Below are 22,401 nucleotides of genomic sequence, written 5' to 3'. Positions count from 1 at the left end.
AAACAAACTTTCCAAGATGAGGCGCGCGATATTCCCAGGTTCTTTTGATCCACTTACTTTAGGACATTACGATATTATCTCCAGGGGAATTACATTGTTTGATGAACTTATCATCGCCATAGGTATCAATGCCGATAAAAAATATATGTTCAGTCTAGAGGAAAGAACGCATTTTATTAAAGAGGCCTTCAAGGAAGAATCCAAAATTAAGGTACTTACCTACACCGGCCTAACTGTTGATTTCTGTAAAGAAGTTGGAGCCAATTTTATTTTGCGCGGTCTTCGTAACCCCGCGGATTTTGAGTTCGAAAAGGCAATAGCACATACCAACAGAAAATTATCCGAGATTGAAACTGTGTTTTTATTAACCTCCTCCGGGAAATCGTACATAAGCTCTTCCATAGTAAGGGACGTTATTCGAAATGGAGGTGACTATACTGGATTGGTGCCAAGTACGGTTAAGGTAAAATCCTAAAGCCTCAGGAAGTAGCATACCGGTGCATTTCATCGATACTTAAAGGGCAAGAAACTTCAAAAACTTACCGATAATCGATAAAACAACAGCTTTTGGGTTATTCACAACATAAAAATTAATGCATAAGAGCAATACTATTACTTTAGTAAGAAATTTCTTAATTCCCAATCTTATCTCTTTACCTTGAAATCAACTCAAACGGACCTCAATAATTCTATTGTACATCAATTGCCTCTGGCAACAGTATTAGTTGACCTATCCTTCAATCTTATAGATGCCTCCCATACGTGGCATCAATTCTTTCCCTCTAAAAAGGACCTAAATAACCCTCAAAAGATTTTTACATTTTTTGACGGTCATGAAGGTTGTACTCCTGAACTACTCGAAGAATACCTAATAGGAAATGACATTCGAACCATTCGTCACAGCGTAATGGGCAAGGACAACCTACAATGGCTTGAAAGTACATTTGCCCCTTGGTTTGATGATAATAAAACCATCCAAGGAACCATTATTCAGACCATTGACATTGGCAGACAAATACAAAAAGATGTTGAGCTGGAACAAACCAAAGAACTTTTTCAGGCCACCACGGAGATCAATCATATAGGTAGTTGGGAATATAACATAGAGACCGAAAAGCTTTCTTGGTGCAAAATGACGAAACAGATTCATGAAGTTCCAGAGAACTACGAGCCAAATGTCGCCGAAGCCATCGAGTTCTACAAGCAAGGATATAGTAGAAACAAGATTTCCATGCTGTTTCATAAAATCCTGCAAGAAGGAACTTCGTTCAACGAAAGACTTCAAATTATCACTCAAAAAGGAGAGGAAAAATGGGTAGCCGCTGGAGGAAAGGCTATCAAAAAGGAAGGTAAGACCTTAAAGATTTTTGGAACCTTTCAAGATATCAACCAACAGGTAGTTGCTGAAAAAAGAACCAAGGAGAGTGAGCGGCTATTGACCACGTTGATAGACAATCTCCCCATCAACGTATTTATCAAGGATAAGGATTCAAGAAAAATTCTGGTAAACAAGGCAGAATGTAGTTATTTGGAAGCCAGCCCGGATGAACTAATAGGTAAAACAGATTTTGATTTATATGACAATACCGTAGCCAAAACCTCCAGAGATGAAGATTTAGAGGTAATGCGTTCATTAAAACCCATGTTGGGAGAAGAGACCATTAATGTGAGAAAGGATGGTAGCATCACGCATTTCCTCACTTCTAAAATTCCACTACTGGATTTGGAAGGGAAAGCTTATGGACTTATTGGTATGAGTATGGATATCACGAATCTAAAGCAAAAAGAAGAACAGCTTAGAAATCTCATCAATGTAACCGCCATTCAAAACAAAAAGCTTATAAACTTTGCACATATTGTATCCCATAACCTTAGGTCCCACAGTGCCAATTTCTCCATGCTTTTGGATTTTTTGATTAAAGAAAAAGAACCTAAGGAAAAAGAAAGAATTTTGGGAATGCTTTCATCTGCTTCTGACAATCTGTTGGACACCTTGGAAAATCTTAATGAGGTAGTTGATATCAGTACAAACGTCAATCTTGACAAAAAGTCCCTCAGTTTAAATGAAGGAATTAAAAGAGTGCAACAAAACCTATCAGCCTTCCTTGAAAAAAACAAAGTAGAAGTAACCAATACAATTGATGAAAGTATACGGGTAATGAGTGTTCCAGCCTATCTGGAAAGCATTATTCTCAATTTGATGACAAACGCCGTAAAATATCGGCATCCTATGAGAGTTCCTCAGATTACCCTCACAGCATCAAATGAACCTAAAGGAATTGCCCTATCGGTTACAGATAACGGGTTAGGAATTGACCTTGAAAGGTATGGCGACAAGATTTTCGGGATGTACAAAACCTTTCACAATAACAAAGACGCCAGAGGGTTGGGCCTTTACATCATAAAAAACCAAATTGAGGCTATGGACGGATATATTTCCGTGGAAAGCTCGGTAAATAAGGGCAGCGTTTTCAAAGTTTTTTTTAATGAAGAAAATGAATAACATTTTTATAATTGATGATGATCCCATTACCGTTTTCGGCATTAAAAAAATGTTGAAAGCCTCGGTTTCTTGTGAGAATATAAGCGCTTTTGATAATGGTAAGATGGCCATCGACCAGCTAAGACTAGATATCGAAAATGGCTGCCCTATGCCAGAAGTTATTTTTCTGGATATAAACATGCCTATTATGGACGGCTGGGAGTTTCTTGAAGCGTTCTTGGCATTACCCATTGAAAACAGAATCATTATCAATGTTATTACCTCTTCCATAGACCCCGCAGATTACCACAAATGGAATGAATTCAGATTGAAATGTTTCCATTATCTGAATTTTAAAAATAAACCCATTTTCAAAATAGAGACTACCGATTTAAGCAGAATCAATCTGGCTTCTTAATCCATAATTATCCCTATTTTTGAGGTTTATCGGAAAAGCGTTCTTTTCCTCTAACATCAATTATTTAGAAGTTGAAGCCTTACCTTTTATTATTGCTTGCATTTCTGTTCTTTTCTTCCTGCAAAAAACCTTTGGCAGATGAAGTGGACACCTATAAAACCGTATTTGAATCCACAAAGGGAGAAGAAACCGCTACCTACGAAGAAACCATATCATTCTATATCCGATTGGCCAAGGAATTCCCAGAAATCAATATTCAAACGATAGGGGAAACCGACAGTGGTTTTCCCCTTCATGTGGTCACTTTCAATCCTGATGGGGATTTTAATTTTGACAATGTACGAAAGGAAAAAGCCATTCTTCTTATCAACAACGGAATACATCCCGGCGAAAGTGATGGTATTGATGCAACCATGCTCCTATATCGCGACTTGGCCATTGAAAAACTAAAAGCACCAAAGAACACGGTACTTGTTACCATACCCATATATAACATTGGTGGCGCCCTAAATAGAAATTCCACTACCCGCGTCAACCAAAATGGTCCCAAGGAATATGGCTTTCGGGGGAATGCCCTTAACTATGATTTAAATAGGGACTTTGTGAAAATGGATACAAAAAACGCAAAGACCTTTACACAAATTTTCCATTTGGTAAAACCTGATGTATTTATTGACAATCATGTAAGCAACGGAGCGGACTATCAATATACGTTGACCCATTTGTTTACTCAACATAATAAATTAGGAGGCGAGCTGGGCTCATTCCTCCATAAAAGTTTCATCCCAGAGATTGAAAAAGGACTCTCGGAAAAGGAATGGGACATTACACCTTATGTTAATGTCTTCAATAGACCTCCGGAGCTTGGTTTTAGTCAGTTTATGGACCACCCGAGATATTCCACTGGTTATACAACGCTTTGGAACACTTTGGGCTTTATGGTGGAGACCCACATGCTCAAACCGTATGCGCAACGGGTTGAAGGTACTCTGGAAATTATGAAAACTACCATTGATGTGATTGAGAATGAGTACCAAAACATAAAAAAATTAAGAACCGAAAGTTTAGCAAAAAGTCAGGAAAGTGGTAATTACTACTTCAACTGGCAAGTAGATACCACACAAACATCTACATTAAATTTTAAAGGGTACGAAGCCGAGATGATGGATAGTGAGGTCACGGGGCTTTCCAGGCTTAAATATCATAAGGATAAACCATTTACCAAGGAAATTCAGTATCAAAACTTTTACTATCCAAAAGATACTGTTCCAATTCCTGAAGCATACCTCATTAAAAAGGGGCAACAAAAGGTTTTGGATAGGTTTGATTTAAACAATATCACCTATTTCCCTTTAGAAACGGATACTGTTTTGCAGGTTGAAACATACAGGATTGTTGATTTCAGCACAAGAAAGAATCCTTATGAAGGGCACTATCTGCACTATAATACCCAGGTAGAAAAAAGTGTGAAAAAGGTTCATTTTTCTGCGGGAGACTATTTAGTCCCCACAAAACAAGATGGAATTCGGTATATAATGGAAACCTTGGAACCTCAAGGAGTGGATTCTTTTTTTAATTGGAATTTTTTTGACACCATTCTCCAGCAAAAAGAAGGCTTTTCTCCCTATGTTTTCGAAGATTTGGCATTGGATTTACTAAAAAAAGATTCTGTTTTGCGTGAGACCTTTTTGCTTAAGAAACAACTTGAACCGGATTTTGCTGAAAATTGGTACACACAGCTGGATTGGATTTATCAACATTCACCCTATTCAGAATCTGCTTATTTGAGGTATCCTGTCTATCGTATTGCTAGAAATAGTGCAGCTGCATCTCTTGTCAATCTCGAGTAGGCCAATCTTCAAACAACACTTTGATATTGAAATAAGAGTTCTCTAAAGCCTTTTTCGCCTTTTTGGGGCCTTTCCACTTTACCTTCATGATTCCCTCTTCCAATTGACCTTTAAGGTCTCCTTTGAACGGAGTTGACATGGCAAACCAATGAACTACCTTTAAGGTATACTCCCCGTTTCTTTTAAAAATGTGATAGGTAGTCCTCATAAATTTATCAATGGTCAAGTCCGTTACACCTGTCTCTTCTTCAACCTCGCGAACCGCAGCCTTCTCAATGGATTCTCCCTTATCTACTTTGCCTTTTGGCAAATCCCACTTTTCATTACGATAGATGAATAAAACCTTACCCTTGGCGTTAGTAACAAATCCACCAGCGGCCACAACCACGGGTAGTTTGTGCCTGAAAACCTCCATGAGTTTGGTTTCTTCCGGATGGTAGAGATAAGCAACATCAGATTTGCCTTTAGCCAATAGATTAATGGCTTCGAGAACCGATTCACTGTCCATGGAAAACAAGTTTCCATTTGCGTCTTCTGGCCTTTCGTTTGTTAAAATCAGTGGGGACTCATTAACAAAAACTTTATACATTTGCGCAATGGTTTTAGACAAGGATGTTGCGAAAAAAACAGCTGAGCTTTTGCTACAAATTAATGCAATAAAGTTGGATCCTGAAAATCCATTTACATGGGCATCTGGCTGGAAATCCCCGATTTACTGTGATAACCGTATTATGCTTTCCTTTCCGGAGGTAAGACGTTTTGTTGGAAGACAAATGGCCAAACAAGTGGAAAAATTATATGGAAAACCCGATGTGATTGCCGGAGTGGCCACTGGTGCCATAGGAATAGGCCTTTTAGTCGCCGAAGCCTTGGACCTTCCTTTTGTATATGTAAGACCGGAGCCAAAATCCCATGGAAGGCAAAACCAAATTGAGGGACAAATTGAAGAAGGGCAAAGCGTAGTAGTAATCGAAGACCTAATAAGCACTGGAAAGAGCAGCCTTAATGCTGTAAGGGCTTTGAAGAGTAAAAACGTTGCTTTAAAAGGAATGATAGCGATTTTCACCTATGGCTTCGACATCGCTTCCACCAATTTTACTCAAGAAGATGTTGCCCTATATACATTATCTGATTATGACCATTTAATTCAGCAAGCTTCTGAAACCAACTATATTAAAGAATCACAATTACAAACCCTATTGCAATGGAAATCCAATCCACAGCAATGGAAACAATAACCCAATATGCATATTGAGACCCCGACCAAAAAGGTAGCTAAAAGTCAGCAGGAAATATTTGAGTTTCTGACAGACATCAAAAACTTTGAAAAGTTAATGCCCGAAAACATTGATAAATTTGAGGTTTTGGATGATGACACCTTCAAATTTGCGTTGAAGGGTATGCCGGAAATCGTTTTGCGGAGAAAAGAACAACATCCTTATGAAAAAATGGTGCTTGGCGCGGCAAGCGATAAGTTACCCTTTACATTGACAGCCCTTGTCAATAGTTTGGGAGATATGGAAAGTGAAGTAACCTTGAGTTTCGAGGGTGAATTCAATGCCATGATGGCGATGATGATAAAAAGTCCTATTACCAATTTTATGGAGACGTTGTCAAATAATATGGCAACAGCCATTTAGAATTGAAGCGACACCTCTTTTAAGGAATATTGCTTTATAGTATCATTCTCCAACTCAACTATTAGTTTTCCCTCTTCAGAAACACCACGGATAATCCCAAAGAAAAGCTGGCCGTTTTCCTCTTTAAAAGTGGATACTTGGTCTTTACGAAACAATAGTGCCTCATATTGTGTTTTCAGTGAGGTTAGTGAGATTTGTTCCGTTTTATCCAAGAAAGACTTCATTTTTTCAAGGATAAGATTCAAGATATAATCCAAATCAAAAGTGCGTCCCGAAACAAGTGCCAAAGACGATGCTTTATCAAGATTTCCAAAGGAAACTTGATTTACATTGAGTCCAATACCTATAATGGATTTTTTAACCAAACTGCCATTTAGGACATTCTCTATCAAAATACCGCAAATCTTTTTGGAACCTGACATAATGTCGTTAGGCCATTTGACTTTAACGTTTGGAATATTCATGTCGGTCAAAACCGTGTGCAACACTAGGGAAACCACAATATTCAAATGGAACTGATGTGCAACCTTTAAGGCATCAAAATGCTTCAACACACTAAATGTCAAGTTTTTACCTTCTTCAGACTCCCATTTCGTCCCCATTTGGCCCCTACCCTTTTTCTGTACTTTGGTAACCACGGTAGTGTAGTCTTTTAAAGTAGAGGATACCATCAAATTCTTTAAATAAAGATTTGTGGAGTCCGTGGCATCAAGTTTGATTATTTCTGTTAGTTCTCCCAAAGTGGTGCGTCCAAGGATATATTAAATTCTGGGACTAAGAAAACAAAAAAAACATAACTTTGTAGAAACTAAAATATTTGAATGCAGAAGACGAAAGCGAGCGCAGATGAACTAATTGCCTTAATACTACATGGAATAGAAGAAGTTAAAGGTGTTGACATAAATCTTTTAGATCTTAGGGAAATTGAAAATACAGTTTGCGACTACTTCATTATCTGCAATGGTACTTCCAACACGCATGTGAATGCGATAGTTTCTTCCATCCAAAAAACCGTGAGCAAAGCAATACAAGACAAACCTTGGCATGTAGAAGGTTCTGATAATGCTGAGTGGGTTTTGATGGACTATGTAAATGTGGTAGTACATGTATTTCAAAAACATATAAGAGAATTCTACGATATTGAAGGACTTTGGGGAGATGCCAAAGTCACCATGGTGGAGAGCAGTTACAATTCTTAAAAAATGGCAAAAGAAAATAATCCCAATACCCCCAAAAAACCGCGGTTTAGTTCGTGGTGGATTTATGGTGTGGTAATCGCGTTGATCATCGGCTTCCAATTTTTTGGTGGAAGCACATTTTCAAGTACAGAAAAAACAACTACATCGGAATTGCAGGAATACCTCAGAAATGGGGATATTTCTGAAATTCTGATTATTACCAATACCAGACAGGCCAAGGTGTTTTTGACCGAGGAAGCCTTGCAAAAGGATGTCCACCGAAATGTAGCAGATAGACCTTTTAACTTCTCGGCGGGCAAAATGCCCCAATATGTTCTGGATTATGGGGACCTTCAGAATTTTGAAGATGAAATCAAAAGCATTAAAAAAGAAAACAACCTAGACACTATTGTAGATTTTGATACAGAATCCAATGTTCTTGGTGAGTTGTTGCTTTCACTACTTCCCTTTGCCCTTATTATAGGTATTTGGATATACCTTATGCGCAGAATGTCTGGAGGTGCTGGTGGAGGTGCCGGTGGTCAGATTTTCAATATTGGAAAGTCCAAGGCCAAGCTTTTTGATGAGAAAACAGATACTAGAACTTCATTTAAAGATGTTGCCGGATTGGAAGGTGCCAAAGAAGAAGTTCAAGAAATAGTCGAATTCCTTAAGAATCCCGACAAATATACTTCTCTAGGAGGTAAAATTCCAAAGGGCGCACTGTTAGTAGGACCTCCCGGAACAGGAAAAACCCTTTTGGCCAAAGCTGTTGCAGGTGAAGCCAAGGTTCCCTTTTTCTCCTTATCAGGTTCTGATTTTGTTGAAATGTTTGTGGGTGTTGGTGCCTCTAGAGTACGTGATTTGTTTAAACAAGCAAAGGATAAGTCACCGTCCATTATTTTTATCGATGAGATTGATGCCATTGGTCGAGCTAGAGGGAAAAACAATTTTACGGGTTCTAATGATGAGCGCGAAAACACCCTGAATCAGCTATTAACAGAAATGGATGGTTTTGGTACAAATACCAATGTAATCGTATTGGCGGCAACGAACCGTGCCGATGTATTGGATAAGGCCTTGATGCGAGCAGGTCGATTTGACAGACAGATTTATGTGGATTTGCCCGATTTAAGGGAGCGAAAAGAGATTTTTGAAGTCCACCTACGTCCTATAAAGACGGCAGAGACGCTGGATTTGGACTTTTTGGCAAAGCAAACACCTGGATTCTCAGGAGCTGATATCGCCAACGTGTGTAACGAGGCAGCTTTGATTGCGGCCAGAAAAGAGAAAAAGGCAGTTACCAAACAGGATTTCTTGGATGCGGTTGACCGAATTATAGGTGGTCTTGAAAAGAAGAACAAAATCATTACCCCGGAAGAGAAGAAAACCATTGCTTTTCATGAAGCGGGGCACGCAACAGTAAGTTGGATGTTGGAGCATGCAGCTCCCCTAGTGAAAGTGACCATAGTTCCTCGAGGGCAATCTTTGGGTGCAGCTTGGTATCTTCCTGAGGAAAGGCTTATTGTAAGACCTGAGCAAATGTTGGACGAAATGTGTGCAACAATGGGCGGTAGAGCTGCGGAAAAAGTAATTTTCAATAAAATTTCCACAGGAGCACTTAGCGATTTGGAAAAAGTAACCAAACAGGCTAGGGCCATGGTTACCATCTATGGATTGAACGAAGCATTGGGTAATGTTACGTATTACGATTCATCTGGTCAGAGTGAATATGGATTTAGCAAGCCCTACAGCGAGGAGACTGCTCAAAGGATAGATGAGGAAATCTCGAAGATTATTGAGAAACAATATCAGAGAGCCATTGACTTATTGAAAGAGAACAAAGATAAATTGACCGAGCTGGCAGACCGTCTTCTGGATAAGGAGGTGATTTTCAAAGATGATTTAGAGAAAATCTTTGGAAAGAGGCCTTTTGAAAAAGAAGAGCTAGAGACCACGGAATAGTTATTTGGCATTTTGCTGAAAATTAAAAGGTAAACAAGTAACCTCAAGAAAAGTGGGAGTATTTGATAAACTCTTTGGTGGAGGAAAAAAGGTTTCCAAAGAGACTTTGGAAACCCGTGGAGCCCACATGCCAGATTTGAAAATCCCTGTCGATGAAAAATTCACGATATATTTCAAAAAAAATGGCGGTAAGTTTATCTATTGTGAGGATGATGCAGAGGTAACTGAAGCGTTACAAAACATTATTTCAGAAAATGACTGGCAAAATCATCTTTTTTATATCATGGATGATAGACTTGAAAGCCGGTTTAAGCAAGACAAGTTAAAATTCACCAAAGTACGCAACGAAAGTGAGATTTTCTTCACCACCTGTGAGCATTTGATTGCGCACAACGGTTCCATTCTGGTCTGCTCCAATCAAATCAAGGAAAAGAAATTGTCCGAGCTTCCATCCAACCTTATCGTTTATGCTACAACTAGCCAATTAGTAGATTCCATAAGTGAGGGACTCAAAATTATTAAAGAGAAATACCGCAAGAATATTCCCAACAATATTACCACTCTCAAGCACTTTGAGCCCACTCCCGAAAACAAAAATGATTTTCTTTCCTACGGTAGTGCCTCAAAAAATGTATATCTTTTGCTTTTGGAAGACTACTAACAAGAATGAAGGAAGTACTTAGACGCGCTTTAACCGGTGTGATTTATGTGGTATTGCTACTAGGCTCGGTTTTTTTAAGCTCTGATGCTTTCGACTTTCTTTTCATGGTATTTGGGCTTGGATGTTTGTATGAGTTTAAAAGAATTGTACGAATAAAAGGATACCATATCTTCATTGCGTACTTGGCCATCTGGTGGGTCTTTATTCACATTACCCAGCATGCTTTATCCATTACTATTTTACTCGTTTTGACCTTAGCCATTAATCTAGGTTTGATGGCATTTCTCTTTTCCAAGAAAAAAATCAGGTTTACCAAGGTCCAAAAGTTCTGTATTGCCGTATTGTATATCGGAGGTGGATGTATTTTTTTGACCATGATTCCTTATAAGGAAAATGGATTCGCCAAATTTTTGATTATGGGTCTCTTTATTTTAATATGGGTCAATGACACTTTTGCTTATTTAGTGGGCAAGTCCATGGGCAGAACAAAATTGTTCCCCTCAGTTTCTCCAAAAAAAACTGTTGAAGGTTCGTTGGGAGGTCTTATTTTTGCATGCGTAGCAGCTTATATAATGGCTAGGTACGAAACCAGCCTAACCTTGTTTCAATGGATACTCTTGGCTATTGTTTTGGTAATAGCAGGTAATCTGGGTGATTTGTTGGAATCCAAGTTTAAACGCTTGGCAAAAGTAAAGGACAGTGGTGCCATTTTACCAGGTCACGGAGGGATTTGGGATCGTTTGGACAGTCTTATATTTGCCGCTCCATTTGCATATTTGACACTTAATATTTTTTCCTATGTTTCATAGAGAGGGGCAGAAAATAATCATTACAACCTTTTTTATCGCGGTTGCCTTAATCCTAGTATCACATTTTTATGTGGATTTAGAATGGTTGAGAATCGGCATCCAATTATTGGCACTTATTTTTCTGATCCTTGTTTTACAGTTTTTCAGAAATCCAAAAAGACCGGTGACCCCACGTTTTGATGAGATTTTGGCTCCGGTTGATGGAAAAGTGGTTGCCATTGAAGAAGTGTATGAACCTGAGTATTTTAAGGAAAATAGAAGACAGGTTTCTATTTTCATGTCTCCATTGAATGTCCATGTTACACGTTATGCCGCCAGTGGAACCATTACCTATTCCAAATACCATCCTGGTAAATATCTCGTCGCTTGGCACCCAAAATCCAGCACGGAAAATGAAAGAACGACGGTAATCATGCACACACCAAAATTTGGAGAAATTGGGTATCGCCAAATTGCGGGAGCATTGGCACGAAGAATTGTCAACTATGCGGAAGAAGGAGAGCAAGTGACCCAAGGACAAGATGCCGGGTTTATTAAATTTGGCTCAAGAGTGGATTTATTACTGCCTTTGGACTGCGATATCGCAGTAGCCATCAATCAAAAAGTAGTAGGTGCCAAAACTTGTATTGCAGCTTTTAGAAAGAAGGATGAGTGATGAGAACTTACATAACAAATTCCAAGAGGCCGTAGCTTTTCTGAACGCTTACACCAAACCATTACCTGCAGATACATTGCTCAAGTTATATGCATACTACAAAATAGCTAACAAAAACTTCAACCACCCAGGAAGCAAAACCCCATTGATAAATGCTTTCAAAGCCAATGCACTAATTCAGGCCCAAAGCATCAGTGTGGAAGAGGCTATGAAGAACTATATTGAACTTGTAGATGAACTACGGCGTAGGGAAAAAGAAAATCCTTCTGAATTCGATGGATAGTGTTTTATAGTTTCACTCCGTCTACAGCCATATCCTTTTCTTGAAAAGTGAAGTAAATACCGGCAAAAATGGTAATGGTAAAGTATAGTGCCATAATATAGGAACCAAAACCGAAATAGGCATTTAATCCAAACCAATCTCCGGTTAGAAGAATAAGTACAAGTCCTGCAATGCCTCGAAAAACCTCAATCCAAACCGCATAGGGTGCACGATCCATAAGTGTTGTATATCCATAAATACCAACAAAAACATAAGCCCCGAACCAAAGGAGTCCATTAGAACCAATATTGGAATAATTGTAGAACATAAACATCATCAAAACCGTGGTTGCCAACAATTGAAAAATTGCATATCCCTTTAGAGCAGAAGATGCTTCCGTTCTGTACTTTTTGAAATTATATACATCCTTAATTATAGTTACAGGATATTTATCCCTAACATCGGGCGGTCTCCATCCTGTTGGCATAAACCAAATTCTAAGCTTATCCAAATAACTATCCGTACGCCAAGCGTCCTGCATCAATCTCCAAATATGCTGAAAATTGATGTGTATTGGGTTCCAAGTATTGGCCGGTTTTAAAACTCCGTATTTTGGAGGAACATCATCTAGCTCTTCCTGAAATGTACCGAACATCCTATCCCAAAAACTAAAAATCTGTCCCAGATTTTTATCTATGTACTCTGGATTTATAGCATGGTGCACCCTATGTTGTGATGGGGTAATAATAATATATTCCAACCAACCCAATTTCCCGATATGCCGCGTATGATACCAAAATTGGGCAAAGAGATGAATAGGTGCCAAAATAGCAATTACTTTATTGGGCACGCCCAACAGCGCCGCTGGGACAAGTAAAAGTGGAAAGTATCCCAACAAATTGGATATGGATTGACGCAGTGCACAGGCCAGATTAAATTCTTCGCTACTATGATGGATAACATGTTGGTTCCAGAAAAAATTGATTTGGTGGCTCAACCTATGGTTCCAATAACCCGCAAAATCCAAAGCGATAAATGCGACGGTCCACACCAACCAAGTCTCCTTAATCTCTATCAAAGCCAAATACTTGAGTAAAATAGGGTAAGTAATAATAATCACTACCAAACCAAGGGAGTCCTTCACAATATTGGTAATACCCGAACTTAGACTGCTCACCGTATCCATTACATTGTGCGTCTGCCTTTTTACAAAGTAGCCATAGAGGATTTCAACAAGAACCAATCCTACAAAAAATGGTATGGCATACAAAAGCGCTTTGGCGTAGGTTTCCATATCATTAAATATATGAAAAAGCCATAAGTATTGAGATCATACTTGACTGGCGGCTGATTTGAATTGATAACCGAATAGTCTTTTAAATCAGCTTTGTAAATTATCAACGGAGTTTTTCCTTGAAAAAATCCATGGTACGCTGCCAAGCAAGTTCCGCGGCAGGCTTATCATATCTTGGCGTACTGGTGTTATGAAAACCATGGTTTACATCAGGATACATATAGGCCACGTAATCCTTACCATATCGTTTTAGTTCCACCTCATATTCTGGCCACCCTTCATTTACGCGAGTATCCAAACCAGCATACTGCAGCATCAAGGGAGCATTGATTTTATCAATATCAGTTTGTGGTTGTCTTCCATAAAACGGCACGGCCGCGGCCAATTCGGGGAGACGAACCGCCATCATATTCGAAATCCATCCTCCAAAACAAAAACCTACCACTCCTACTTTTCCATTGCTCAAATCATGCTTCATTAGATAATTATAGGCCGCTATAAAATCTTCCAACATTTCTTCTCGGTCCCGTTTACGTTGCATAGTCCTGCCCTCATCATCGTTCCCAGGATATCCTCCCAAAGGAGACAGCGCATCAGGGGCTAAGGTTATAAAGCCATCCAAAGCGGCCCTTCTAGCGGTATCCTCAATATAAGGGTTCAATCCACGGTTTTCGTGTACAACAACAATTCCACCCAATTTTTCTTTTGTTTCTTTCGGTATGGATAACAACCCTTTAATTGAGCCCCCTCCCTTTGGTGATTCATATGTAACATAATCGGACTTAAGTTTGGGGTCTTTTGGGTCCACCAATAAAGTATCCGAATAATTGGGCATTAAAAAACCCATCAAAGAGGGAACTGTAATTCCCCCAACGGCGTACATCGAGAGTTTTTCCACAAATTCACGTCGTTTCAATTTGTTATGGGCGTACGCATCGTACAAATCGAAAACCTCTTGCTTAATGTCTTCTTTTTTGAGTTTTTTCATGATGTAGTGTATTAGGAAATTGAGAATACCAGACGCTTAGCGACGCTACTAAAGATAACACAACTTTTATCTGACACCCTAATTTTGAATTAGATATATGAAACGCCTGGATAACTTATGTGAAAACGGCAATATCATTCAATTTTAAAATGACCAATATCTTCTGCATTGGTTAAATCCGGAATATACTCCGAGCGAGGATAACAGAGCATGCCTTCGGGATGATCAGCTACCATGTTACGGACGGCTTCGGGAAGCTCCTTTTCATTTCGGATAGGATGTATAGAGCAGTTTTTTAAATACGGGTAGATTGATTTACCAGAAAAACTAAAGATGTTCATGCTAACTCGTAACTCCCCTGAAGCATCTCGGTATTTATTCATTTTGGAGATTTCAGGTTTTTCAACAATGCCCTTTAGGTAGCCTTCAGAAGAAATATCCATCAAAGCGAATTTGGCAAGGCGTTCATCCGAAAACTTTAGCCCGGAACTGCCATAACTTATCAACGCGTTCGGTACAGAACGTGTTTTTCTTAAATCTCCCAAAGCGTCTACAGAGTATAGATTATCACCATTGCAAACAGTGAAAACAGTATCCTTTAGTTCCGGATATTGGTTCAAGCATTGCTCCAAGGCATCAGCGGTTCCCAGAGGTTTATTGCGACCTTCAGGTATATGTTGAATAGCAAAATGAACCGAAATCCCTTGGTATTTATTATCCCTATCCTTATAACCTACCTCATCCTTAAATCCATCATTTTGTCTGGAAGTAATCAAATACACTTGCGTATACCCAGCCTCCACAGCGTTTTTAATCAGATAATAGAGCAAAGGTCTCCCTGATGCTCCAAGTGGGATAAGACTTTTATGCAATTTTTGAGCAATATTTTTGGTCTTTTCATCCAAATTGGCAGTCGCTAAACTCTTTTTCATTCGGGAAGAACTGCCGCCCACCATTATAATCAAGCTATTGTTATCCATTCTAAGAACTTGTCAGATTTACTTCGTAGGCATCCTTAGCCCCTTGACTCAAAAAAGCTTGAACAACCCTTTCCATATTCTCTTCTACAACCAATGCCACCATACATCCACCACCTCCAGAACCAACGATTTTGGTTCCCAAAGCACCTGCTTCCCTTGCAGCTTCCATCATTTTTATCATTGGTTGTGGTGTATTTTGAATTTGATTTTGCAATATGTCTTGATGTGCATTCATTAAGCCCCCCAAGAATTTGATATCTGGATTTTCCCGTAAAAGCTCTTTTTTAGCTTTCTTGGTTATCTGATAATTGTGGACCGCTGCATACCAATGGGCTCTATATTTTTCTGGAACTGCGTGTTTGTATTTCTCGTAATCATCCGCGGAGGCCAGTTTCATATTGAAATCAGGGTATTGTTGTTTTACCGCTTTGATTGCTTTTTGCCCATATACCCGTCCATTTTTAAGCACATCCAGTGTCTTTTTGGGCAAACCTGATTCTGACACAACCAATTTGCCAAGTTTGGTGCTCAGTTTAGTAGTTTCACCCTTTTGGGTATCAATAAAGATGAGCCCTCCTTGAGCTATGGAATATTGGTCCATAAGTCCGCCAGGTTGATTAAAAAAAAGCACTTCCGCCTCATAGGCCCAATGGCCCACCTGCTTGTTGGTCCAAGTTTTTGGAAATTCCTGGGAAGACAGCAAAAAGCGAATCCAGGCTACTGTTAAAGCTGAAGAACTTGATAGACCCGCGTTTAGCGGTATGTTTCCTTCAATTTCAACAGTGTATCCGTGTTTCAAATGCAACCCACTCTTTTTTAATACAGCAATAGCAGAAAGAAAATAATCGCCTTCATCCACCTCTTCCAATGAATCGTTAAAATTGATGGTGCGACGGGTTCCTATATCCTTAAGTTGAATTTCGAAGCGATCAGTGTGATTGAGAGTTGCAGATATGTTTATGTATCTATCAATCGTACCGGCAATCACAGGCAATCCCAAATAGTCTTGATGGTCACCATAAAAACAAATTCGCGCAGGAACCCTAATATTAATCATAGTGATATAAATACATAATCATGCGATAATATCCAGAGGACTTGTATTTTTCCACTCTCCGCGAGTAAAATCAGGAAAGGGTTGAGGAGCTCCTTCGCTAGCTACCGAACGTTCACTCAATGGGGCCACGGCACTCCAAAAACAGCCTTCATATACATTTTGATCTAATGGAAGTCCGTTTTGAAGACATTCTACAATGCGATATACCATAATGCCATCCATACCTCCATGTCCACTATCCTTTGTGGCATTGTTAAGCCTTTTATACAGTGGATGATCATACTTTTCGTAAATCGCCTCTAAATCATCTCCTTCCACCCAGGTATGGTGGTCCTTAGTTAATCCTTCTACCCCTCCCTCAAGAGCAATTCTTGGCGGAAAATCGGTTAAAGCGCCCTTGGTTCCTTGAATCAAGTTCAACCGGCTGTAGGGTCTGGGACTGGTTTCGTCCCATTGCACCATTATAGTTCTTCCTAAGGTAGTCTTGATGATGGAAGTATTCAAATCACCACCTTTATACTCCAGTTTGTTCCATTTATGGTCTTTTGGGTAATTTTTTTCAGCATACGCCTTTCTTCCCATGGATGGAGTGGAAAATGAAACCAAACTACCAAAAGTATCGTCGGTCCTGGCTAGGTTCATATACTGAGCGACAGGACCTAAACCATGGGTAGGATACAGATTCCCATTTCTCTTGGCGTAATGATGTGTCCTCCACGAACCAGTTCCCCGCCGTTCTTCTTCCATCTGCCAACGTAATTCATGGATATAAGCCGCCTCTCCATGTAAAATCTCGCCAATCACACCTTGGCGACACATATTCAAAAACATCAATTCCTCACGCCCATAATTCACGTTTTCCAGCATCATGCAATGCTTTTGAGTATGCTCTGCGGTATCCACTATGTCCCACATCTCGTTCAAAGTGACAGCAACGGGGACTTCAACAAGAGCGTGGGCTCCTTGTTTCATAGATTCTATGGCCATTGGAGCATGATTGGTCCAGTTAGTGGCTATAAAGACCACATCTGGGCGCACCTCCTTTAGCATTAACCGCCACTTATCCTCATCACCCCAGTATTGAGCCACATTATTTGCTACTTGCTTTCCAGCAACTTCTTCCACCCAAGAGGTCTTTTCCTTCACTAAATCTTCATAAACATCACAGATAGCTACCACCTCGGTTCCCGGTAAGGATGCAAAAAACTTAATATGGGTTCCCCCTCTGGCACCAACCCCGATAAAAGCGGCACGGACCTTTTCTAATTTTGGAGCAGTAAAACCACCCATATATTTGGATTGAATGGGTCTGTTTTCCGATGCCCTTATATATTCCGGGATTACGGACCAGGCTCCAATTGCTGCAGAAGAGAGTGTAGTTTTTTTAACAAAACTTCTTCTATCAATTTTCTTCATTGGAGTAATTTTTATTGCACCAAGATGTGCGGGTTGATTTTATTCCAAACTTGCCAAGCTTTTCTCCAAGGTATCAATTTTGGCCTCGGCATCGGCAGCTTTCTTTCGTTCAATGGCCACCACTTTCTCAGGTGCATTGTTTACAAAGCGCTCGTTGCTCAACTTTTTTTGCACTGACTGTAAAAAGCCTTTGGTATAATTTAATTCTTCGGTAATTTTTTTTATTTCAGCTTCTACATCAATCGCTCCCCCTATCGGAATAAAATATTCATTGCTCTTTACCCGGAAACTCAGAGCTCCATCCAGACTGGAATCAACACTTTCCAGAGTTGATAGGTTGCCCAGTTTAAAGATAATGGAATCCATGGTTTTGTCAATTCCTTCACTATTCAATACCGAAAGTTCCAAACTTTCCTTTTGTGGAATATTTTTTTCCTTTCGGATGGTCCGAATACCCGAAATCACTTCGGAAGCAAAATCAAAAGCCTCAGTCAATTCTGCTTTATGAGAAGTTGTTTTGGGCCAATTGGAAATAATCAATGCTTGTTGTGGTGTTCTTTCCGCAATATGTTGCCAAACCTCTTCTGTCAAAAACGGCATAAAAGGATGTAGTAATTTTAGGTTTTCCTCAAACCAATGAATCACAGAATCATAAGTTGTTTTGTCTATCGGCTTTTGATATGCCGGTTTTACGATTTCCAACAGCCAAGAGCAGAAATCATCCCAAACCAACTTATAGATGGCCATAAGCGCGTCTGAGATTCGGTATTTTGAAAAATGGTCATCAACCTCAGCCAAGGTTTTATTGAACCTAGCTGCATACCATTCAATCCCTATTTTGGCTGATTCAGGCTGTTCCATCTCAACAATTTCCCAACCTTTAATCAAACGGAACGCATTCCAGATTTTGTTGGCGAAGTTTTTCCCTTGTTGACAGAGCGCTTCGTCAAAAAGCAAGTCGTTACCCGCAGGAGAACTCAGCAACAATCCAACCCGTACTCCGTCTGCGCCAAAATCCTCCATCAATTTTAAAGCATCTGGAGAATTGCCCAAAGATTTGGACATTTTTCTTCGTTGCTTATCTCTGACCAATCCCGTAAGGTATACATTCTCGAATGGTCGCTTGCCACGATATTCATATCCTGAGATGATCATTCTCGCTACCCAAAAAAACAAGATATCCGGCGCGGTAATCAGGTCGCTTGTAGGGTAGTAATAATTAATTTCCTCATTATCCGGATCCAAAATACCTCCAAACACACTGATTGGCCATAGCCACGACGAAAACCAAGTATCCAAGGCGTCGGGGTCTTGTTTTAAATCAGATTCCCGGATGTTTGGATTTTTGGATTTGGCCTTTTCCAGCGCAGCCTCTTTGGTTTCAGCTACGACAAAATCTTCCTTCCCGTCACCGAAATAGTAGGCTGGAATCTGCTGTCCCCACCACAGTTGTCTGGAAATGTTCCAATCGCGGATATTCTCCATCCAATGGCGATAGGTGTTTTCAAATTTCTTGGGGTACAATTTTACCTCACCTGTTTCAAGAACCCCGTTAAGGGCCGGTTTAGCCAAATCTTCCATTTTCAAAAACCACTGGTCGGATAGCCGGGGCTCAATAATCGCTTTGGTGCGCTCGGAAGTACCTACCTTATTTGTATGCTGTTCTGTTTTTACCAAGAATCCTTTTTCTTCCAACTCTTTAGCAATCTCCTTGCGCACCACGAAACGGTCTTTTCCTTCGTAATGCAATCCGTAAGAGTTTAAAGTAGCATCCTCATTGAAAATATCCACAACCTCCAAATTGTGCTTGTCTCCTAGGTTTTTATCATTTTCATCATGGGCTGGAGTTACCTTCAGGCATCCTGTACCGAACTCAATATCCACATATTCGTCCTCAATGATGGGTATCACCCTATTGCATATAGGAACGATGGCATTTTTACCCCTTAAATGGCGATATCTTTCATCATTGGGGTTGATGCAAATAGCGGTATCACCCAAAATCGTTTCTGGTCGTGTTGTGGCGATAGTAACCTTTTCATCGGAACCTTCAATAGGATAGGATAAATAATACAATAGCCCTTGGCGTTCCTCATAGATTACTTCCTCGTCAGAAAGGGTTGTTTTGGCCTCTGGGTCCCAATTTACCATTCGATAGCCCCTATAAATGAGGTCTTTTTCGTACAAATCGACAAAAACTTTTATCACAGAGGCTGACATATCGTCATCCATAGTGAATTTCTTGCGTTTCCAATCCAATGAGCAGCCCAACTTTTTAAGTTGTTCAAATATCACCCCGCCGTATTCGTCCGTCCATGCCCAAACATGTTCCAAGAATTCTTCACGGGTCAAATCGGATTTTTCAATGCCCTCCGCCTTTAGTTTGGCCACTACTTTAGCTTCAGTCGCAATAGCAGCATGGTCTGCTCCTGGAACCCAACACGCATTCTTTCCCATAAGACGGGCCCTTCGAATAAGTACATCTTGAATCGTATTGTTGAGCATGTGACCCATATGCAATACTCCAGTGACGTTTGGTGGCGGAATTACAATGGTATATGGTTCTCTTTCGTCTGGTTTAGAGCTAAAAAAATCGTGCTCCATCCAGTATTGATACCAGTGTTCCTCAACCTTTTGAGGCTCATATTTTGAAGGAATCTCCATTTTTCGGTATAGTTTTTGACTAATTTTGACTCGGAATGGGGTTTTGGAAGGAGTTGCAATATTAAATTTTCGCTATACTTCGGCTGAAAACCCGTCCGGAAATACGAAACAAAAATAAGTAACGTTATTACATAACAAAAGAATTTTGGATGCAGGTAGAAAACATTTACATTTGAAATTCACCCAAAACTAGAAATGATGAAAAAAACTGTACTCATGTTGTTTGTAGGGTTGTTATCCATAGGGATTTATGCCCAGGGTACAACTGCTAAAATTGAATTTAAGAGTGAAACCATCGATTATGGTGAAATCGCTAAAGGTAGTGATGGTGTTCGAGTTTTTGAATTTACCAATACCGGAACAGCACCTTTGGTAATCAGTGATGTTAAATCTAGCTGTGGATGTACTATTCCAAAAAAACCAGAGGAACCTATTATGCCTGGAAAGACTGGCGAGATTCAAGTAAAATATGACACGAAACGAGTAGGTCCTATTCGAAAAGCCATTACGGTAACGTCAAATGCTGATACACCGACCAAAGTTCTCAAGATAAAAGGGAATGTAAAGGCTGAAGGCGCGAAATAAGATTTTCACTTACAAAACAAAAAGCCCCTGATAATCAGGGGTTTTTCTATTTAAAATACTTTTTTCAGGACAAAAGTGAAAAGAAGGTCTCTATTATAACGTTCAATGAGCACACGAATGCGTTTCCCTTCCTTTTCATTGAGCATTTTCAATATTTCCTGAATCTTATACTTATGTATTCTTTTCCCATTCACGGCTAGTATAACATCACCTTCTTTAAGACCAGCCTCGGCAGCAGGACTTCCGGACCTAATTGAAGAAACTACAATCTCTGGGACCAAACTCAATCTTGTTTTATTCTCTAACAATATCTGGACATTACCAAATGAACCTTTCTTTTGTTGGACAATACCATTTGAGTTTGCAATGCGCTCTGCAATGTATCGTAACCCATTGTGCTGCAGTTCGATACCAGCCAAGTTATATTGAAAAGGGGCTTTGAAATTCCCATTTTTCTTAAGTTTCAATGTACCTCGCGAATAATCAAAAACCATATTGAATCTTCTCAAGATTTCGCCTCCCAAGCTTCCACTCCGGTCTCCATAGTTTTGTAAAAATCCAATGGATTCACGGTAAGGGAAGGCCGCTTTAGCATCTTTCAATTCAAAATCCCCAATACGTATGCCATTGACTTTGGATCGTTTTCCGAAAATATCTCCGCTCAGCCCTCTTCCCAAATAATCTTCATAATTCTTATGGGGTATTTCCAGACCCTTTTCCGGCTGGTGAAAGAGCCAAAGAGCATCGCTACTACCAGTATCTACCAAAAGCTTAACTGGTATATCGGCAGAGTCCTCAGAAAGAACGGTAGCTTTAACATAGGACTTCCGAGATTCCACTGTCAAAGGTAGAATCTGTGCTTTTTTATCTGGTTTATCCTCATATAAATTTGGATTATGCAACTTAATATTCTTTGCAGAATAATTGATTTCCACGATAAAATCCCGAAATAAATCATATCCCATGATTCCATGTACCGGTACTCCCAGTGAAGTCGAGAAATTAATTCCTTTATCCAGAACCACATACATATCTTGGTTGTAGTTCTTGGCTTTTCCCAGTTTAAATGCATTACCAGTAGAACTTAAAGCCTTTATAGGCTCACCGCCTCCTAAACCAAGAATTGTGACTTCAGAAACATTATTGATTTGAACAGAATCTTGCTCTGCCAAGTTGAAAAGAATAGGTTTGCTTACACCTGAATCAAGCACAAAAGTCAAGTCTGAACCATTTATTTCAATTGGAATCAACATCAAGTTGTTAACCAGTTCAAACTTGATTTTCTGAAGTTTCTGCTCAGATGGCAATTTGAATCCTTGGGCCGAAATCCACAATGGAAAACAGCTCAAAAAAATAGCCAAAAAGAATGCCAATAGCTTCAAGTTATACACTTTTAAAATAGTAAGTCTTTTAAAAATAGGAAAAAACGTCTAATTATAACTTTAATTTAACATTCCTATAACCGCTTAAATATTTGAGGATTTGGTTGTTTCCATG

Annotated in this window: 22 protein-coding genes; 13 read left to right on the top strand and 9 right to left on the bottom strand. The window is 39.6% G+C overall.

The window, feature by feature from the left end; genetic code table 11:
* The first annotated feature begins 16 nt into the window (after window positions 1-16).
* The 4 genes from coaD to CLV81_RS19660 all read left to right on the top strand — a co-directional run bounded on the left by coaD (window position 17) and on the right by CLV81_RS19660 (window position 4,750).
* Window positions 17-475 carry a pantetheine-phosphate adenylyltransferase gene (gene coaD, locus CLV81_RS19675; RefSeq protein WP_106147849.1) on the top strand — a complete coding sequence of 153 codons (459 nt, stop codon included), beginning with the start codon at window positions 17-19 and terminating at the stop codon, window positions 473-475.
* A gap of 183 nt (window positions 476-658) precedes the next feature.
* Window positions 659-2,503, top strand: a complete 1,845-nt coding sequence (locus tag CLV81_RS19670) for a PAS domain-containing sensor histidine kinase (protein ID WP_106147847.1) — start codon at window positions 659-661, stop codon at window positions 2,501-2,503.
* Window positions 2,487-2,900 (top strand): response regulator, encoded by a 414-nt coding sequence (locus CLV81_RS19665; protein WP_106147845.1) that lies wholly within the window; start codon window positions 2,487-2,489, stop codon window positions 2,898-2,900. Before CLV81_RS19670 ends, CLV81_RS19665 begins: the two co-directional genes overlap by 17 nt.
* A gap of 92 nt (window positions 2,901-2,992) precedes the next feature.
* Window positions 2,993-4,750 carry a M14 family metallopeptidase gene (locus CLV81_RS19660; protein WP_245912113.1) on the top strand — a complete coding sequence of 586 codons (1,758 nt, stop codon included), beginning with the start codon at window positions 2,993-2,995 and terminating at the stop codon, window positions 4,748-4,750.
* On the opposite strand, the gene CLV81_RS19655 is transcribed toward CLV81_RS19660, so the two are convergent.
* Complete coding sequence (locus tag CLV81_RS19655) at window positions 4,737-5,339, bottom strand: NUDIX hydrolase (RefSeq protein WP_106148103.1); 603 nt, start codon at window positions 5,337-5,339, stop codon at window positions 4,737-4,739. The two genes, CLV81_RS19660 and CLV81_RS19655, sit on opposite strands and share 14 nt — an antisense overlap.
* A 7-nt stretch (window positions 5,340-5,346) precedes the next feature.
* Between CLV81_RS19655 and pyrE the strand changes: the two genes are divergently transcribed.
* Both pyrE and CLV81_RS19645 read left to right on the top strand, forming a co-directional pair.
* Complete coding sequence (gene pyrE, locus CLV81_RS19650; protein ID WP_106147844.1) at window positions 5,347-5,988, top strand: orotate phosphoribosyltransferase; 642 nt, start codon at window positions 5,347-5,349, stop codon at window positions 5,986-5,988.
* A gap of 6 nt (window positions 5,989-5,994) precedes the next feature.
* On the top strand, window positions 5,995-6,390 hold the full coding sequence (locus CLV81_RS19645) for an SRPBCC family protein (RefSeq protein ID WP_106147842.1): 396 nt from the start codon (window positions 5,995-5,997) through the stop codon (window positions 6,388-6,390).
* Here the strand turns inward: CLV81_RS19645 and CLV81_RS19640 are convergent.
* Window positions 6,387-7,130, bottom strand: coding sequence for a biotin--[acetyl-CoA-carboxylase] ligase (locus tag CLV81_RS19640; RefSeq protein ID WP_106147841.1), 744 nt, complete (start codon window positions 7,128-7,130; stop codon window positions 6,387-6,389). The two genes, CLV81_RS19645 and CLV81_RS19640, sit on opposite strands and share 4 nt — an antisense overlap.
* Window positions 7,131-7,211: 81 nt before the next feature.
* Here CLV81_RS19640 and rsfS point away from each other — a divergent pair, with 81 nt between their 5' ends.
* Genes rsfS through CLV81_RS19610 form a run of 6 tightly spaced genes read left to right on the top strand, consistent with a single transcriptional unit; the run spans window position 7,212 to window position 11,941 of the window.
* The gene (gene rsfS, locus CLV81_RS19635; protein WP_106147839.1) at window positions 7,212-7,589 is read left to right on the top strand and encodes a ribosome silencing factor; all 378 of its coding nucleotides are present in this window, start codon (window positions 7,212-7,214) and stop codon (window positions 7,587-7,589) included.
* 3 nt (window positions 7,590-7,592) lie between these two features.
* A complete protein-coding gene (gene ftsH / locus CLV81_RS19630) occupies window positions 7,593-9,533 on the top strand; it encodes an ATP-dependent zinc metalloprotease FtsH (protein WP_106147837.1) in 1,941 nt (646 codons plus the stop codon).
* A gap of 52 nt (window positions 9,534-9,585) precedes the next feature.
* Entirely contained in the window at window positions 9,586-10,194 is a 609-nt protein-coding gene (locus tag CLV81_RS19625; RefSeq protein WP_106147836.1) for an LUD domain-containing protein, read from the top strand.
* 5 nt (window positions 10,195-10,199) lie between these two features.
* Window positions 10,200-11,003: a phosphatidate cytidylyltransferase gene (locus CLV81_RS19620; RefSeq protein WP_106147834.1), complete on the top strand. Its 804-nt coding sequence runs from the start codon at window positions 10,200-10,202 to the stop codon at window positions 11,001-11,003.
* On the top strand, window positions 10,993-11,658 hold the full coding sequence (locus CLV81_RS19615; RefSeq protein ID WP_106147832.1) for a phosphatidylserine decarboxylase family protein: 666 nt from the start codon (window positions 10,993-10,995) through the stop codon (window positions 11,656-11,658). Before CLV81_RS19620 ends, CLV81_RS19615 begins: the two co-directional genes overlap by 11 nt.
* The gene (locus CLV81_RS19610; protein ID WP_106147830.1) at window positions 11,651-11,941 is read left to right on the top strand and encodes an acyl-CoA-binding protein; all 291 of its coding nucleotides are present in this window, start codon (window positions 11,651-11,653) and stop codon (window positions 11,939-11,941) included. Before CLV81_RS19615 ends, CLV81_RS19610 begins: the two co-directional genes overlap by 8 nt.
* A gap of 4 nt (window positions 11,942-11,945) precedes the next feature.
* Here the strand turns inward: CLV81_RS19610 and CLV81_RS19605 are convergent, their stop codons facing one another.
* The 6 genes from CLV81_RS19605 to CLV81_RS19580 all read right to left on the bottom strand — a co-directional run bounded on the left by CLV81_RS19605 (window position 11,946) and on the right by CLV81_RS19580 (window position 20,319).
* Window positions 11,946-13,214 carry a sterol desaturase family protein gene (locus CLV81_RS19605; protein WP_106147828.1) on the bottom strand — a complete coding sequence of 423 codons (1,269 nt, stop codon included), beginning with the start codon at window positions 13,212-13,214 and terminating at the stop codon, window positions 11,946-11,948.
* A gap of 103 nt (window positions 13,215-13,317) precedes the next feature.
* Window positions 13,318-14,202, bottom strand: coding sequence for a dienelactone hydrolase family protein (locus CLV81_RS19600; protein ID WP_106147826.1), 885 nt, complete (start codon window positions 14,200-14,202; stop codon window positions 13,318-13,320).
* Window positions 14,203-14,336: 134 nt separating this feature from the next.
* A complete protein-coding gene (locus tag CLV81_RS19595) occupies window positions 14,337-15,182 on the bottom strand; it encodes a sugar phosphate nucleotidyltransferase (RefSeq protein WP_106147824.1) in 846 nt (281 codons plus the stop codon).
* 1 nt (window position 15,183) lies between these two features.
* Window positions 15,184-16,239, bottom strand: a complete 1,056-nt coding sequence (locus CLV81_RS19590) for a mevalonate kinase family protein (RefSeq protein WP_106147821.1) — start codon at window positions 16,237-16,239, stop codon at window positions 15,184-15,186.
* Between the two features lie 18 nt (window positions 16,240-16,257).
* Window positions 16,258-17,655 carry a Gfo/Idh/MocA family protein gene (locus CLV81_RS19585; protein WP_106147819.1) on the bottom strand — a complete coding sequence of 466 codons (1,398 nt, stop codon included), beginning with the start codon at window positions 17,653-17,655 and terminating at the stop codon, window positions 16,258-16,260.
* Window positions 17,656-17,694: 39 nt separating this feature from the next.
* Window positions 17,695-20,319, bottom strand: a complete 2,625-nt coding sequence (locus CLV81_RS19580) for a valine--tRNA ligase (protein WP_106147818.1) — start codon at window positions 20,317-20,319, stop codon at window positions 17,695-17,697.
* Between the two features lie 195 nt (window positions 20,320-20,514).
* Between CLV81_RS19580 and CLV81_RS19575 the strand changes: the two genes are divergently transcribed.
* Window positions 20,515-20,904, top strand: a complete 390-nt coding sequence (locus CLV81_RS19575; RefSeq protein WP_106147816.1) for a DUF1573 domain-containing protein — start codon at window positions 20,515-20,517, stop codon at window positions 20,902-20,904.
* Between the two features lie 50 nt (window positions 20,905-20,954).
* On the opposite strand, the gene CLV81_RS19570 is transcribed toward CLV81_RS19575, so the two are convergent.
* The gene (locus CLV81_RS19570; RefSeq protein ID WP_417935443.1) at window positions 20,955-22,295 is read right to left on the bottom strand and encodes an aspartyl protease family protein; all 1,341 of its coding nucleotides are present in this window, start codon (window positions 22,293-22,295) and stop codon (window positions 20,955-20,957) included.
* Window positions 22,296-22,401: the final 106 nt, after the last annotated feature.

This window comes from Flagellimonas meridianipacifica (assembly GCF_003001695.1).
Taxonomy (GTDB): domain Bacteria; phylum Bacteroidota; class Bacteroidia; order Flavobacteriales; family Flavobacteriaceae; genus Flagellimonas; species Flagellimonas meridianipacifica.
The sequence above is the reverse complement of the archived record's forward strand: the minus strand, read 5'-3'. Positions and strand labels throughout refer to the sequence as shown.

Excerpts from the sequence above, each read along its gene's own strand:
- CLV81_RS19580 (WP_106147818.1), bottom strand. The coding sequence starts at position 20,319 with ATGGAGATTCCTTCAAAATATGAGCCTCAAAAGGTTGAGGAACACTGG.
- CLV81_RS19645 (WP_106147842.1), top strand. The coding sequence starts at position 5,995 with ATGCATATTGAGACCCCGACCAAAAAGGTAGCTAAAAGTCAGCAGGAA.
- CLV81_RS19665 (WP_106147845.1), top strand. The coding sequence starts at position 2,487 with ATGAAGAAAATGAATAACATTTTTATAATTGATGATGATCCCATTACC.
- rsfS (WP_106147839.1), top strand. The coding sequence starts at position 7,212 with ATGCAGAAGACGAAAGCGAGCGCAGATGAACTAATTGCCTTAATACTA.
- CLV81_RS19575 (WP_106147816.1), top strand. The coding sequence starts at position 20,515 with ATGATGAAAAAAACTGTACTCATGTTGTTTGTAGGGTTGTTATCCATA.
- CLV81_RS19610 (WP_106147830.1), top strand. The coding sequence starts at position 11,651 with ATGAGTGATGAGAACTTACATAACAAATTCCAAGAGGCCGTAGCTTTT.
- CLV81_RS19620 (WP_106147834.1), top strand. The coding sequence starts at position 10,200 with ATGAAGGAAGTACTTAGACGCGCTTTAACCGGTGTGATTTATGTGGTA.
- CLV81_RS19585 (WP_106147819.1), bottom strand. The coding sequence starts at position 17,655 with ATGAAGAAAATTGATAGAAGAAGTTTTGTTAAAAAAACTACACTCTCT.
- coaD (WP_106147849.1), top strand. The coding sequence starts at position 17 with ATGAGGCGCGCGATATTCCCAGGTTCTTTTGATCCACTTACTTTAGGA.
- CLV81_RS19655 (WP_106148103.1), bottom strand. The coding sequence starts at position 5,339 with ATGTATAAAGTTTTTGTTAATGAGTCCCCACTGATTTTAACAAACGAA.
- CLV81_RS19600 (WP_106147826.1), bottom strand. The coding sequence starts at position 14,202 with ATGAAAAAACTCAAAAAAGAAGACATTAAGCAAGAGGTTTTCGATTTG.
- CLV81_RS19615 (WP_106147832.1), top strand. The coding sequence starts at position 10,993 with ATGTTTCATAGAGAGGGGCAGAAAATAATCATTACAACCTTTTTTATC.
- CLV81_RS19605 (WP_106147828.1), bottom strand. The coding sequence starts at position 13,214 with ATGGAAACCTACGCCAAAGCGCTTTTGTATGCCATACCATTTTTTGTA.
- pyrE (WP_106147844.1), top strand. The coding sequence starts at position 5,347 with ATGGTTTTAGACAAGGATGTTGCGAAAAAAACAGCTGAGCTTTTGCTA.
- CLV81_RS19595 (WP_106147824.1), bottom strand. The coding sequence starts at position 15,182 with ATGGATAACAATAGCTTGATTATAATGGTGGGCGGCAGTTCTTCCCGA.
- ftsH (WP_106147837.1), top strand. The coding sequence starts at position 7,593 with ATGGCAAAAGAAAATAATCCCAATACCCCCAAAAAACCGCGGTTTAGT.
- CLV81_RS19590 (WP_106147821.1), bottom strand. The coding sequence starts at position 16,239 with ATGATTAATATTAGGGTTCCTGCGCGAATTTGTTTTTATGGTGACCAT.